12 protein-coding genes and 1 pseudogene are annotated in these 12,975 nt (G+C 68.0%); 2 read left to right on the forward strand and 11 right to left on the reverse strand.

All coding sequences use genetic code 11. The features are described from left to right. Window positions 1-22: 22 nt before the first annotated feature. Both ACYVDG_RS25885 and ACYVDG_RS25890 read right to left on the reverse strand, forming a co-directional pair. Window positions 23-1,534: a thiolase C-terminal domain-containing protein gene (locus ACYVDG_RS25885; RefSeq protein WP_460759115.1), complete on the reverse strand. Its 1,512-nt coding sequence runs from the start codon at window positions 1,532-1,534 to the stop codon at window positions 23-25. A gap of 9 nt (window positions 1,535-1,543) precedes the next feature. Continuing rightward, window positions 1,544-1,756 (reverse strand): annotated as a pseudogene (locus ACYVDG_RS25890) (zinc ribbon domain-containing protein); the annotation flags it as partial. A gap of 164 nt (window positions 1,757-1,920) precedes the next feature. Between ACYVDG_RS25890 and ACYVDG_RS25895 the strand changes: the two are divergent. Then, window positions 1,921-2,679: a FadR/GntR family transcriptional regulator gene (locus ACYVDG_RS25895; RefSeq protein WP_460758913.1), complete on the forward strand. Its 759-nt coding sequence runs from the start codon at window positions 1,921-1,923 to the stop codon at window positions 2,677-2,679. A gap of 23 nt (window positions 2,680-2,702) precedes the next feature. Here ACYVDG_RS25895 and ACYVDG_RS25900 read toward each other — a convergent pair whose 3' ends face one another. Further along, window positions 2,703-4,070, reverse strand: a complete 1,368-nt coding sequence (locus tag ACYVDG_RS25900; RefSeq protein ID WP_460758915.1) for a VWA domain-containing protein — start codon at window positions 4,068-4,070, stop codon at window positions 2,703-2,705. Window positions 4,071-4,101: 31 nt separating this feature from the next. On the opposite strand from ACYVDG_RS25900, the gene ACYVDG_RS25905 reads away from it, so the two are divergent. Then, on the forward strand, window positions 4,102-4,785 hold the full coding sequence (locus ACYVDG_RS25905) for an alpha/beta fold hydrolase (RefSeq protein WP_460758917.1): 684 nt from the start codon (window positions 4,102-4,104) through the stop codon (window positions 4,783-4,785). A gap of 19 nt (window positions 4,786-4,804) precedes the next feature. On the opposite strand, the gene ACYVDG_RS25910 is transcribed toward ACYVDG_RS25905, so the two are convergent. From ACYVDG_RS25910 to ACYVDG_RS25945, 8 genes are all read right to left on the reverse strand, one after another. After that, window positions 4,805-5,734: an AAA family ATPase gene (locus ACYVDG_RS25910; RefSeq protein WP_460758919.1), complete on the reverse strand. Its 930-nt coding sequence runs from the start codon at window positions 5,732-5,734 to the stop codon at window positions 4,805-4,807. Window positions 5,735-5,748: 14 nt separating this feature from the next. Next, window positions 5,749-7,182 (reverse strand): NAD-dependent succinate-semialdehyde dehydrogenase, encoded by a 1,434-nt coding sequence (locus ACYVDG_RS25915; protein ID WP_460758922.1) that lies wholly within the window; start codon window positions 7,180-7,182, stop codon window positions 5,749-5,751. Between the two features lie 82 nt (window positions 7,183-7,264). Next, window positions 7,265-8,077, reverse strand: coding sequence for an alpha/beta fold hydrolase (locus ACYVDG_RS25920; RefSeq protein ID WP_460758927.1), 813 nt, complete (start codon window positions 8,075-8,077; stop codon window positions 7,265-7,267). Between the two features lie 26 nt (window positions 8,078-8,103). Next, complete coding sequence (locus ACYVDG_RS25925) at window positions 8,104-9,390, reverse strand: acyl-CoA dehydrogenase family protein (RefSeq protein WP_460758931.1); 1,287 nt, start codon at window positions 9,388-9,390, stop codon at window positions 8,104-8,106. Window positions 9,391-9,433: 43 nt separating this feature from the next. Then, complete coding sequence (locus tag ACYVDG_RS25930) at window positions 9,434-10,195, reverse strand: SDR family NAD(P)-dependent oxidoreductase (protein ID WP_460758934.1); 762 nt, start codon at window positions 10,193-10,195, stop codon at window positions 9,434-9,436. 1 nt (window position 10,196) lies between these two features. After that, on the reverse strand, window positions 10,197-11,243 hold the full coding sequence (locus tag ACYVDG_RS25935) for a phosphotransferase family protein (RefSeq protein WP_460758937.1): 1,047 nt from the start codon (window positions 11,241-11,243) through the stop codon (window positions 10,197-10,199). Between the two features lie 93 nt (window positions 11,244-11,336). Then, window positions 11,337-11,564 (reverse strand): hypothetical protein, encoded by a 228-nt coding sequence (locus ACYVDG_RS25940; protein ID WP_460758942.1) that lies wholly within the window; start codon window positions 11,562-11,564, stop codon window positions 11,337-11,339. 37 nt (window positions 11,565-11,601) lie between these two features. Continuing rightward, entirely contained in the window at window positions 11,602-12,756 is a 1,155-nt protein-coding gene (locus ACYVDG_RS25945; protein ID WP_460758945.1) for an amidohydrolase family protein, read from the reverse strand. Between the last annotated feature and the right edge of the window lie 219 nt (window positions 12,757-12,975).

Consider the following 12,975-nt stretch of genomic DNA (forward strand, 5'->3'; position numbering starts at 1 on the left):
CCCGGCGCGGCACCGAACTTCGTCATCCCCTGCGCAGCAGCATGGCCCCGGAGGGTACGCCGCCCCCGGCGGAGACCACGGCCACTCGGGCGTCCCCCACCTGGCGGCCGGTCGCCTCACCGCGAAGCTGCAGGACCGCTTCACGCACGAACCCGTAGCCGTGCAGCCTCCCCGCGGAAAGCTGACCGCCGTGGGTGTTGAGCGGTAGACGACCGTCGAGCGCGATCCCGCGCCCCTCGTCCACGAAGTCCCGGGCCCCGCCGGGCTCACAGAACCCCAGACCCTCCAACCAGGACAGGGCGTTGAACGAGAACCCGTCGTAGAGCTCGGCCACGTCCACGTCCTCGGGTCGCAGAGACGTACGGCTCCAGAGGTGCGCGGAGGGTCCCAGGGACTGCGGCAGATGTGAAAGGGTGCCCTGGTCCCAGCTCAGGCGCTCCGTGATCTGGGTGCCCACGGACTCCACGAACACGGGCGCCCTGGGCCGGTCCGCGGCGGTCTCGGCCGCGGAAACGATCACGGCGACGGCGCCGTCGACGGGCACGTCGCAGTCGTAGAGACTGAACGGAGTGGAGATCATGCGCGCCTGGAGGTAGTCCTCCATAGTGAGCGGCTCCCGGTAGACCGCCTCGGGGTTGCGCGCCGCGTTCGCGCGGGCGTTGAGCGCGATCCAGCCGAGCGTTTCCCGGTCGCCTCCGTAGCGGTGGAAGTAGTTCGAGGCGTGCATCGCGATCCAGTTAGCCGCGGAGACGGCCCCGAACGGCGCCCGCCACTCCACCATTCCGGTGGCTCGGCCCTCCTCGGGCGCCCAGTGGCCCGTACGGCTGAGCGTCGCGTGCGAGGACTGCCAGACGGTCCTGAAACAGAGGACGTGACGGCACAGCCCCGCGGCCACGGCGAGCATGGCGGCGGTGATGGAGCCGATCTGCCCGGGAACGTCGCTGCCGCCGTTCACCCAGGTGGGATGGAGGTTAAGGGCCTCCTCCAGCGCCATCACGCCGCCTTCGCTCATCCCGCCGCCGAGTCCGGGGCCCGGGTAGGTGGAGAGGCCGTCGATCTCGTCGAAGCTCAACCCCGCGTCCTCTACGGCCTGGGTGCACGCGTCCACGGTCAGCGACAGCGGGTCGACCATCAAGCGCCGGCCCACTGTGGACTGTCCGACGCCGGTGAGCGCGACCTTGTCCTCGTACTTGTCGGAGGAGACCATTGGGCGTGGGTACACCCGGTGGTCCTCGGGCTCGGGGAACAGCCCGGCCTCACCGGCCCGTTCCGGGTCCGGTTCGAAGAGCGGGAAGTGGATCTCCTCGCCCTCCCCGGTTCCTTGGGCCTCCTCGAATAGCACCCGTACGCGCATCCCCACGCGGACCTCGTCGGGATCGCAGTTGACAATGTTGGTGGTCAGCCGGGCTGCCCGGTCCTCGTCCAGGGCGACGATCGCGATGACGTAGGGCGGTGGGAAGTCAGGCAGCCACTGCTGGACGTTCACGGTGAACCCGACGACGGTGGCTCCGCCCGACACCGGCGACAGCGACATCTTGCGTCCACGGCATGAGCGGCACATGGGCAAGGGTGGATGGGTAAGGGCGAAGCACTCCTCACACCGTGCCACGCGCAAGACACCGTCTTTTCCCGAGGACCAGAACTCGGCGCTGCCCAGCGTGGGCTGTGGGAGTGGGCGGACAGCCGGACGTGATTCCATCTGGGGGTCCTTTTCCGTCGATACCGGCAAGTGAGATAAATAATATAACTTAATCATCTGAGGTGGAAGGGAAGGGGTAGTGGGTCGATAGGATCGGGAGCCGAGACCGCGTGGACGAAGGTGTGGCCGGACCGACCGGCCACGGTGACGGATGGGGTGTTGGTATGGGCGTACCAAAGGAGTCGGTTGGGTCGAACGGGGTTCAGCGCGTTGGCAGGACTGTGCGGGTTCCGAAGACCGCGGAGCTGATCGCCACCCAACTGCGCAGGCAGATCATCCAGGGAGGGCTCAAGGAGGGGGAGGCACTGCCCCCTGAGGTCCAGCTGATGGAGAAATACGGGGTCTCCCGGCCCACCCTGCGAGAGGCGTTCCGCATCCTGGAGACGGAGACGCTGATCAGCGTGCGCCGCGGGGCACGCGGGGGTGCACAGGTCACCGTCCCGGACCCGTCCGTGGTCGCCAGGTACGTCGGTCTGCTGCTCCAGATCCAGGGGACGACACTTGAAGACGTTTACGAGGCGCGCATGGTCTCCGAGCCGGCCTGCGCCGCGTTCCTCGCCCAGCGACGCACGAAACAGGATCTCGCCGACCTGCGCCACCAGGCGGAAGCCCTGCGCGAGGCGGTCCAGGCGGGTGAGGAGGCGGGACCCGACCAGGTGGGGTGGTTGGATCTAGCCCGCCAGTTCCACAGGTTGGTCGCGCAGCGCTCAGGCAACAAGACCCTCGCGGTTCAGTGCGTCGTGCTTCAGGACATCATGGCGTCCCACCTCCCGGACGACAGCGAGAGCGAACTGGAGGGTGAGAAGGCCACGAAGTACTTCCGGCGTACCCTGCGCTCCTACACCCGCCTGGCCAACCTCGTCGAGGCACGCGACGCGGAGGGGGCCAGGAAGCACTGGGAGAACCACATGAAGGCCGCGGTCATGCCCCTCTACAAGAATGACGCGAAGAGCAAACCCCTGGTGGACCTGTTCTCCTGAGAGGCGGCCGACCGCACCGCCGCTCAGAGCACCGACTCGATGAACTCCTCCAGCTGGCGGAGGTTACGGCACTCCACCATGGCCGCGCAGTGGCGCCCGTACTCGTCGGCGAGGGAGTCCCCCGAGTTCCAGTAGCGCACCGGTTCCGGATTGAGCCAATACAAGTGATCTGCCCGCCGGGCGATGGAGCGTAGCGCCCGCTCCTGCGGTGCGCGAAAGTTGTTCCGCGCGTCTCCCAGCACCAGGACGGTCGTGCGGGAACCGATCTCACCTCCCCAGCGCTCCGAGAACAGGGAGAGAGCGTTGCCGTAGTCGCTGCGTCCGTCCCCCCAGACCGCTTCGGTACTCTCGCTCACCCGTTCCAGCGCCTCGGACAGCCCTCTCGACTCCCGCAGGGTCTCAGTGACCTCGCTGACCCCGTCAACGAAGACGAAGGCGCGGATCCGGGTGAAGTGTTGGCTCATGGAGTACACGAGCTGGAGCGTGAAGTCGGCGAATGAGGCCACGGATCCGGACACGTCGGCGACCAGGACCACCTCGGGCCTACGGGGCCGGGGCGGCCGGTACCGCAGGTCGACGGGCACTCCTCCGGTGGCCATGGAGTGTCGGAGCGTGGCGCGCATGTCCACCGGACCCCGGTGGCGGATGCGGTCGCGGGCCAGTTTCCGGGCCAACCTCCGGGTCAGTGGTTCCACCGCACGGCCCATCGCCTCCAGTTGCCCCTGCGTGGCTCTGGCGAAGTCGACGTCCTCGGGAAGGGACAGGCGCAGCGTCCGGGTGACCGCGGCCGCGCCCCGGTCGGCCACCAGCCGTCTGCGCACCTCCGCCTCGATCTCCTGGACCAGGCGCCGTCGGCGCTCCTCGACCCGTCGGCGGGCGATGTCCGCTGCGAAGGCCATGCCTGCCTCGGCGCCGCGCACCAGATCGTCGCCCACCAGGCGGGCGTTCTCCTCCAGGTGCAGCGGTCGTACGGCGCGCAACGCGTACAGGTTGACCCCCGCCGGGCGTCCGGGCACCATCCCCGCGAACCGGGTCACGGCCTCCTTGGCCAGGACGAGGGCCAGTGGTTCCTCGTCCTCAGCGAGTACGCGCCGCACGGTCTCGGTGAGGTCGTCGGGGACCGGCTTCCGGTGCGTCTCGTCGTGCTCTTCTTCGTGCTCGTCGGCAGGGACTGACGCGAAGTAGATCTCGAACACCGTGTCGAAGACCGCCCTGTGCTCGGCCGCCTTGACCAGTGAGCAGGCCAGCGCCTCCTTCAGGGATTCGCGGTCGGTGAGGTCACAGCACCCCGCCGCCCGTACCGCGTCGATCTCCTCGACCAGGGAGATCGGCAGCCCGACACCGCGGAGCTCGGTGACGACGGCCCGCAGCCGATTCAGAAGAACACTCACGAAATTCTCCACTTTCTGTATAATTTATTAAGTGAATTCAGAACAGTCTCCCCCCGTACTGCTGTTGCACGGCTTCGCCTCGACCGCCGAACACGGCTGGGGCCGGACCGGATGGATCGACACCCTGGAAAACGGCGGGCGCAGCGTGCTCGCTCCCGACCTCCCGTTCCACGGCGACGCCACGGAGCCCCAGCACGAGGTGTGGTCCGACGAGGTCGCAGCCCAATTGGGTCGCACCCTGGGCTCGGACGTATCCGTGGATGCGGTGGGCTTCTCCGCGGGAGCGCTCGTCCTGCTCGGCATGGCCGCGGCACGCCCGAGTCGGTTCCGGCGCCTGGTGCTGCTGGGGGTAGGGCTCCCGTCCCTAGCCGAGCAGGAGACCGGAACGCTGGCCAGTGCGCTCACCGGCGCTGCGGACCGAGAGGACGTCGCCGCGAGGTTCTGGCACAGGCTTGCCGCCTCGTCGGGCAACGACGTCCACCGGCTGGCACGGTTCCTGGATCGGCCGCAGCCCTCGCTGGACCGGGAACGGCTGGCACGGATCGAGACCCCGACGCTGGTCGTGGTCGGTGAGAACGACCCCGCCGGGCCCGCCGCCGATCTCGCCGCGGCTCTTCCCGAGGGGACCCCGAAATCCCTCTCCGGGCTGGACCACTTCGGGACCCCGACGGACCTTAGGTGCCTGGACGCCGCGCTTGCGTTCGTCGGCACCTGAGCCCGGCCGGGGTCGTCCCTCACGGCCGCTCCGCGGCGCCGGCCGTCGACACGCTCTCGGTGAGCTTCCCGCGAACCTGTTCGATGTCGGACTGGTGCTTGAGCAGAGTGGAGAGTCCTTCCTCCAGGTCCTGTTCGGTCACGCTCCCGCGGCCGAGCCGGGTCAGTGTCCGCGCCCAGTCCAGGGTTTCCGACACGGACGGTCGTTTGCGCAGGTCGATCTCGCGGAGCGATCGCACGGCCAGGGCGATCTCCCTCGCGAGTCCCTCCTCGATTCCGGGGACCTGGCTGAGGATGATCCCGCGCTCCCGCTCCGCCGAGGGGTAGTCCAGGTGCAGGTACAGGCACCTGCGGCGCAGGGCCTCGGAGAGGTCTCGGGTGCGGTTGGAGGTGAGGACGACCAGCGGGACGTGGTGCGCTGTCACGGTGCCCAGCTCGGGGATGGACACCTGGAAGTCGGACAGAACTTCCAGGAGCAGCGCCTCGGTCTCGACCTCCACTCGGTCGACCTCGTCGACGAGCAGAACCACGGGTTCGGGCGAGCGGATCGCCTCCAACAGCGGCCGGGTCAGGAGGAACTCCTCGCCGAACACGTCCGAGTCGGCGCTTTCGCCGATTCCGTCCCCGGTACTCACGGCCTGGATGCGCAGGAGCTGTCTGCGGTAGTTCCACTCGTACAGCGCCTTGGCCTCGTCGAGGCCCTCGTAGCACTGCAGGCGGACCAGGCGTACCCCAGCTGCGTCGGCTAGGGACTTCGCCAGTTGGGTCTTTCCCGTGCCCGCGGGTCCTTCGACCAGGATCGGCTTTCCGAGCTGCTGGGCCAGGTGGCAGACGTGTGCGGTCGTGCTGTCCGCGAGGTAGCCGACCTCAGCGAGCTTCTCGCTGACATCGGAGGCCGACCCGCCCAGGACCAGGGCCTCGGCGACACCTCGGTGCGCGAACGTGGGCATGCTCGTTACCTCCGTCATCGCAGGGAGATCCCGCAGACCTTCGCGTCCAGGTACTCGTGGATGCCCTCCTTCGCCCCCTCACGCCCGAGCCCGCTCTCTTTCACACCTCCGAAGGGCACGGAAGCCGAGGTCGGGTTGATGTCGTTGATCCCGATGATCCCGAAGTCCAGGGCCTCGGCCGTGCGCAGTGCCCGGCCGATGTTCTGCGTGTACACGTACGACGCGAGGCCGTAGGAGGTGTCGTTGGCCATGCCGACGACGGTCTCGGGGTCGTCGAACTCCACGATCGGCAGGATCGGCCCGAAGGTCTCCTCCCGGTAGATGCGCATCGTCGGCGTCACCCCGGTGAGCACGGTCGGCGCCCAGAAGTGCCCGTTGTCGTGGTCGGGGCCGGTCAACCGCTCCCCTCCCAGGGCCACTCTGGCCCCGTGGGCCACAGCGTCCGTGACCTGGGCGCGCATCTTCTCGAGCGCCTCGGCGTCGATCAGCGGGCCCACCGAGACACCCTTGGTGAGTCCGTGTCCCGCGGTCATCCGCCCCATGCGCTCGACCAGGGTCTGGGTGAACCGCTCCGCGATGGTGGAGTGCACGAAGAGCCGGTTCGGGCAGATGCAGGCCTGCCCGGTGTTCAGGAGTTTCACCGCTGCCGCGCCTTTGGCCGCGTGGACGGGGTCGGCGTCGTCGAAGACGATGAACGGAGCGTGGCCGCCCAACTCCATGGACACCCGCTTGATCTGGTCCGCGGCGTTGGTCGCGATGAGCTTGCCGACCTCGGTGGAGCCGGTGAAGCTGATTTTGCGCACCTTCGGGTGCCGTACGAGCACGTCGCCGACCTCGACCGGGTCGGACGAGGGGACGAGGTTGACCACCCCGGCCGGGACCCCGGCCTCCTCCAAGAGGCGCACGGTCTCGATGGCGCACAGTGGGGTCTGCTCGGCCGGCTTGACGACGATGGTGCACCCGGCGGCGAGCGCGGGTGCGATCTTGCGGGTGAGCATCGAGATCGGGTAGTTCCATGGCGTGATGGCCGCGGCGACCCCCACCGCCTGGTGCATGACCAGGAAGCGCTGGTCGGCCCGCGCGGAGGGGATCATCTCGCCGTAGACGCGCTTCGCCTCCTCAGCGAACCACAGCAGGAAGTCGGCGGCGTAGGTCACCTCCGCACGGGCCATGCGAATCGGTTTGCCCTGTTCCCGGGTCATCAGCTCCGCGAGCTCGTTGCCACGCGCCGTCATGAGTTCCCAAGCCCGGTAGAGGATTGCTGAGCGCTCGTGCGCGGTACGCCTCGACCACTCAGAGAAGGCTCGGTCGGCGGCCTCCACGGCCCGGACGGCGTCCGGGTACCCGGCGTCTGCCACCTTTCCCAGGATCTCGCCCGTCGCCGGATCGGCTGACTCGAACTCACGACCGCCCTCCGCGGGGCCCCATGTTCCATCGATGTAGAGCATGACTCGACTCTAGGCGGATCGCATCTATTTGGCTAGTAGATCTAATCTATATCACTGATTAAACTCTAAGGAGTGCGGCAGGTCATGCCTCCGTGCGCATCCCCGAAGCCAGCTCGTCGATCAGGGCGGCACACGCGTCGGGGGAGTCGAGCATCAGATGGTGGTGGGCGCCCTGCACCACTCTGATCTCGACCTCCGTGGCCGCCGCAGCCCGGAGGTGTCGTGCCGCGGCGGCGTCCACGAGCGGGCTCAGCTCGCCGTAAACGAACCCCACGGGCACCTTCAGGGCGGCTGCGCTCTCGGTAACGAAGGGGCCGTACAGCGGAGGAAACCCCTGTTGGTCGTACTTCCAGGTCCAACCGGCCGAGGTGGGGCGCACGGAGGACCGTGCGACCGGCTCAAGGATCTCCGAGGGCGGGGCCGGTTGGTCCGGCACGAGCCGGAAGCGCCCCGTCGCCTCTTCGTAGGTGGCGTATTCCCGCCGGCCCCGGCGGCGGGCGGTGTTCCGCCGCCGCGCCAGATGACTAGGGGTGAACACGCCGACGTCCAGGAGCAGGAGACCGCCCAGCTCTGCTGGCCGTTCGGCCGCCGCGGCCAAAGCGACGCGTCCACCCAGACTGTGGCCCACCAGGACCGTGTCGCGCGCGCCCACGGCGGCGAGCACGCCACGGACGTCCGCCACCCAGGTGGCCAGGTCGTAGCGGTCCCGGTGCGCGCTGTCGCCGTGTCCGCTCAGATCCATCCGGACCACCCGCCACCGCGCCTCTAGGGCGGGGAGCACCGCGTGCCACCACTGGTGGTGGGCCGCGCTTCCGTGGACCAGCAGCAGGTGCCGTTCACCCCGCCCACTGACCCCGTACCGGATCTCGGAGCCGCGCACGGTGACCGACTCCATCAACGGACTCCCTGTCGGGGAGGGGATCACGGAGCGGAGTCCCCGAACAGGGCCATGCGCGCCTCCTCCCGGCGGGTCGGCAGGTGTGCGGAGGGCCATGCGCCGTCCGCGGGCTTGTAGTCCCGCAGCAGTTGCCGCGCGACCGTCAGCTGGTGCACCTCCGTGGGGCCGTCGGCCAGCGCCAACGACTGGGCCGTCCCGATCATCCGCATCAGTGGCATCTCGGTGGTGACGCCCAGCGCTCCGTGGACCTGGACCGCCCGCTGGGCCACCTCGTGCAGCACCCGCGGCGTCCGGGCCTTGATGGCAGCGATGTCCTTGCGTACCCGCTGGTAGTCGTTGTGACGGTCGATCTGCCAGGCTGTGTACATGACCAGCAGCCGGAACTGCTGGATCTCGGAATAGGAGTCGGCGAGGAAGCCTTGGACCAACTGCTTGTCCGCCAGCCGACCCTCCTTGGTGCGGCGCGACAGGGCACGCTCGGCCATCATGTCCAGCCCGTACTGCGCCAGACCGACACTGCGCATGGCGTGGTGGACGCGCCCGCCCCCCAACCTGGTCTGTGCGACACCGAAGGCGTCACCCTCGGCGCCCAGGAGCGCGTCCGCCGACACCCGCACGTCCTTGTAGGCCACCAGCGCGTGCGAGGCCTCCTCCTCCGGTTCCCCCCAGGTGGCCATGTTCCGCACGATCTCGATCCCGGGGGTGTCAGCCGGCACCAGGAACATCGACATGCGCCGACGGGTGTCGGCCTCGGGATCGGTGACGGCCATGACGATGAGGAACTCGGCCCATCGGGCGTTGGAAGAGAAGAGTTTCTCCCCGTTGATCACCCAGTCGGCGCCGTCCCTCTCGGCTCTTGTGGTGAAGACACCGGGGTCCGCGCCTCCCTGGGGCTCGGTCATGGAGAAACAGGAGACGATTTCCCCTTCCAACAGGGGAGTGAGGTAGGCGTCCTGCTGGTCCTGGGTCCCGTAATGCGCGATGATCTCCGCGTTGCCCGTGTCGGGCGCCTGGGTGCCGAAGATCCGCGGCGCCCACAGTGACCGGCCGAGGATCTCGTTGAGCTGGGCCAACTTGACTTGACCGTAGCCCTTGCCACCCAGCTCGGGGCTGAGGTGGCAGGCCCACAGGCCCCGGTCGCGCACCTCCTGCTTCAGCGGCGCGACGACGGAGCGCTGCTGTTCAGTGAGAGGCTTGTAGACGTCGTGTGGCCACAACAGGTCCAGACGGGAGACCTCCTCGCGGACGAACGCGTCGGCCCAGTCGAGTAGTTCCTGGAATTCGGGGTCAGTACTGAAATCCCACGGCATGGGAGCGGCTCCTGTGATGTGTCGGGCGGGGATGGGGTCCGGGTCAGGGGATACCTCCGTCGACCCGGATCGTGGCCCCGGTGGTGTAGGAAGAGGCGTCGGAGGCGAGATAGAGCGCGGCCCCGACGACCTCGTGGGGCTCCCCGCCCCGTTCCAGGGCGATGCGCTTGATGCTGTGGTTGAAGCTCCGCATGTCCCACGATTTCGACACGTCGGTGAACATGGTCCCCGACATCAGGGTGTTGACCCGGACGGTGGGGCCGAGGGCTTGGGCGAACCCGTCGGTGAGCGAGTTGAGGCCCGCCTTCGCGGCGGCATAGGGGATGATGCTCTCCACGGAACGCAGGGAACCGGTGGAGCTGACGTTGATGATCGACCCGCCCTTGGCGGCGACCATGCGTTCACCCGCGAGCGCACTCAGCCGGAACGGCCCCTTGAGGTTGAGGTTGACGACGGAGTCGAAGAGCTTTTCCGGAACGTCCGTGAGGCTCTCGTAGAGGGGTGACATGCCCGCGTTGTTGATGAGGACGTCGAGTCGTCCGAAGCGCTCGTACACGGCCTCGACCAAGCCGGGAAGTTCGTCCCAGCGTCCGACGTGGACCGCGTGGGGAAGGGCCGCGCGTCCGGTGGTCTCCTCCACCTCCTTGGCCACGATCTCGCAGGACTCCAGGTTTCGGCTGGCCACCACGACGTCGGCGCCCATGCGGGCACAGGCCAGGACCATCTCCCGACCGAGCCCGCGGCTGCCCCCGGTGACCAGCACGACCCGGTCGGTGAGGTCGAACATTTCTTCGGCGTAGCCCATGTCACTTCCCCACCGAATCCAGCGCGGTGCCCAGCTCGGCTGCCTTGCGCATCAGTTCCAGGACGAGGGGGCCGAAGTTCTCGACCTTGGGGTCGACGGGGTCGCCCGCGACGAAGCGCGCGTACCCGCCCTCCAGAACGATCGCGAGCTTCCACCGGGCGAGCACCACGTAGTAGTCGATGTCCTCGGTGGACCGGCCGCTCACCTTCTCGTAGTGAGCCAGCAACTCCTCGCGCTGTGGCATGCCGGTGAGGTCGAGGTACTGAGCGTGCTCCATGTCGGCGCCTTCGGGGGGCCAGGCGATGAGGGCCCAACCCAGGTCGAGGAGCGGGTCGCCGACGGTGGTCATCTCCCAGTCGATGATCGCCGCGAGCCGCGCGGGCACGTCGTGGGTGAACATGACGTTGGCGAACTGGAAGTCGCCGTGCATGATGCCGGGCTCCCAGTTCCGCGGCCGGTTGCGGCGCAGCCACGCGGAGGCCTCATCCAGTCCGGGCAGGTCCCGGAAGCGGAACCGCTCCAGGTGGGACAGCCAGCGGTCAACCTGTCGTTCGTGGAACCTCTCGGGTCGCCCGAACCCCTCGAGCCCTCGGGCGCGCCAGTCCACGCTGGCGAGTCGGGCGGCACCGTCGACCAGGGCGAAGGCCAGCTTCCCGCGTATCTCGGGGTCGCTCGCGTACGGTTCGGGCCAGCCGCCCATGGGGGACCAGCCGTCGATCCTCTCCATGAGGTAGAAGGGGACGCCCAGGACGTCGGGGTCCTCGCACCCGGCGACCAGTTCCGCGTGCGGGGCGTCGGTTCCCTTGAGGGCGCGTAGGACCCTCAGTTCCCGCAGCAGTTCCTTGCGGCGCCCGGAGGAGGCCCCCTGGGGCGGCATGCGCAGCACGCTCTGGGAGCCGCCGCGGGAGACCACGAACAGCTCGTTCTGGGATCCGCCGTCCAGACGATCCAGCCCCGGCTCCTGGTTCCGGCCGGGTAGCCCTTGTTCGTCCATCCAACGCGCGAGGCGCGCTGTGTCCACCGAAGCGGATATCGGATTCGTGCTCATGAGGCTCTCTCTTCTGCCGGGGTTGACGGGTCTGGCCAGCTGGGCTCAAGGGCTCCGCTGGCCAGACCCGGGTATCCGGCTCCCCCGGTGGGATCAGGCAGTGGCCGCGCTCTCGCTGTGGAGGGGCAGGGCCTCACGCAGGTCGTCGAGGCGCCCCTGGAGTGCGTCGACGACCGCGGGGTCCGGCGCAGACTGCTTCCTGGCCTCCGCCAGCTCGGCCTCCGCTTCGGCTACGGCCTCCTTCAAGCGTCCCGAGGCCTCGGAACGGGTCAGGAGGTCCTGTTCGGTCCAGTCATCGGCGTCGATCGGCTGCTCGGCCATCGTGGTCTCCTCTCTGGCTCTCTCGTGCCGTCGACGCTCATACGTGAGTGCGGTCGGGGAGGTTGTAGAGCCGACGCGTGTTCAGCTCGACCATCTTGTGCACCTCGTCGTCCGGTACGTCACGGAAGACGTCCTCGGCGATCTTGCGGCTGTGCGGCCAGTTCGAGTCGGAGTGCGGGTAGTCGCACTCCCAGGTGATGTTGTCGATTCCGATATCGTGCCGGTTCTTCACGCCGTATTCGTCGGAGATGAAGCAGCCGTGGACGTGCTTGCGGAACAGCTCCGACGGGGGGACCGTCTGGTTGACGTTCTGGTAGTGGCGGTGCCGCTCCCAGACGAAGTCCGCGCGCTCGGTGATGTAGGGGACCCAGCCGATGCCGCCCTCGGAGAGGCCGACCTTGAGGTCGGGGAACTTGTGGAAGACGGGTGAGAACATCAACTCCGTCACCGCGGACATGGAGTTGCACCCGTACAGGGTGATCATCACAGCGAAGGGCGCCTCGGGAGCGATTTCTGGCGGCTTACCGGAGCTGCCGAAGTGCATCGCGAGCGGCATGCCAGTCTCGGACGCCGCCGCGAAGACCCCGTCCCAGTGGTCGGTGTGGAAGGACGGAAGGCCTAGCGGGACGGTGTTCTCGGGAAACGAGATCGCCTTGGCGCCCTTGGCGGCGGTCCGGTGGATCTCGGCGACGGAGGCCTCGGCGTCCCACATCGGCAGGATGATCACCGGGGGCAGCCTGTCTGGGTCGGCCGCACTCCACTCGTCGATGACGAAGTCGTTGTAGGCCTGGGTGCACAGGAGCGCGAGCTCCTTGTCCTCCCCGCCCATGAACATAGTCCCGCTGAACCGGGCGAAGCTGGGGAAACACAGCGCACCGTAGACCCCGTCGAGGTCCATGTCCTTGAGGCGCGCTTTGGGGTCATAGCAGCCCGGGATCATCTCGTCGAACCGGATGGGGTCGACGCCGTACTCCTCGGGCTTCTTACCGGCGACTGCGTTCAATCCGATGTTGGGGTACCGGCCACCCTCGTACTGCCAGACCTGGGCGGGCGGGCCGTCCTCACGGGGGTCTTCCACAATGCGGGGGCCCGCCTCCTGGAACCGCTTGGGCAGTCGGTCCTGCCACACCCGGGGGTGCTCGATGAGGTGGTCGTCCGTGGAGAACATATTCATCCATGGTTGCAGCGGCATGACAACTCCCTGTCGACCTTTAGCTGAAAGAGTTAGATGAAAGAGAGGTTAACTTTGTCACACGGACAGCACAAGGGGTCGGTCCAACATCGTTTGACGAGCGCCAGGTCCGGGGCGGGGCAGGATGGTAGGTGCGCGGGGGTGCACCCTGGAGTGATGCCTCTATGAGAGAGAAAAGATTGCAATCAGTAAAATGATCTGATTTCCTGAGCGCCAGAT

It is taken from the genome of Nocardiopsis oceani (assembly GCF_054777395.1).

What these genes read in the sequence shown, in the direction of transcription:
- ACYVDG_RS25885 (WP_460759115.1), bottom strand. Translation starts at nt 1,534, where the DNA reads ATGTCGCTGTCGCCGGTGTCGGGCGGAGCCACCGTCGTCGGGTTCACC.
- ACYVDG_RS25910 (WP_460758919.1), bottom strand. Translation starts at nt 5,734, where the DNA reads ATGCCCACGTTCGCGCACCGAGGTGTCGCCGAGGCCCTGGTCCTGGGC.
- ACYVDG_RS25915 (WP_460758922.1), bottom strand. Translation starts at nt 7,182, where the DNA reads ATGCTCTACATCGATGGAACATGGGGCCCCGCGGAGGGCGGTCGTGAG.
- ACYVDG_RS25920 (WP_460758927.1), bottom strand. Translation starts at nt 8,077, where the DNA reads ATGGAGTCGGTCACCGTGCGCGGCTCCGAGATCCGGTACGGGGTCAGT.
- ACYVDG_RS25925 (WP_460758931.1), bottom strand. Translation starts at nt 9,390, where the DNA reads ATGCCGTGGGATTTCAGTACTGACCCCGAATTCCAGGAACTACTCGAC.
- ACYVDG_RS25930 (WP_460758934.1), bottom strand. Translation starts at nt 10,195, where the DNA reads ATGGGCTACGCCGAAGAAATGTTCGACCTCACCGACCGGGTCGTGCTG.
- ACYVDG_RS25935 (WP_460758937.1), bottom strand. Translation starts at nt 11,243, where the DNA reads ATGAGCACGAATCCGATATCCGCTTCGGTGGACACAGCGCGCCTCGCG.
- ACYVDG_RS25940 (WP_460758942.1), bottom strand. Translation starts at nt 11,564, where the DNA reads ATGGCCGAGCAGCCGATCGACGCCGATGACTGGACCGAACAGGACCTC.
- ACYVDG_RS25945 (WP_460758945.1), bottom strand. Translation starts at nt 12,756, where the DNA reads ATGCCGCTGCAACCATGGATGAATATGTTCTCCACGGACGACCACCTC.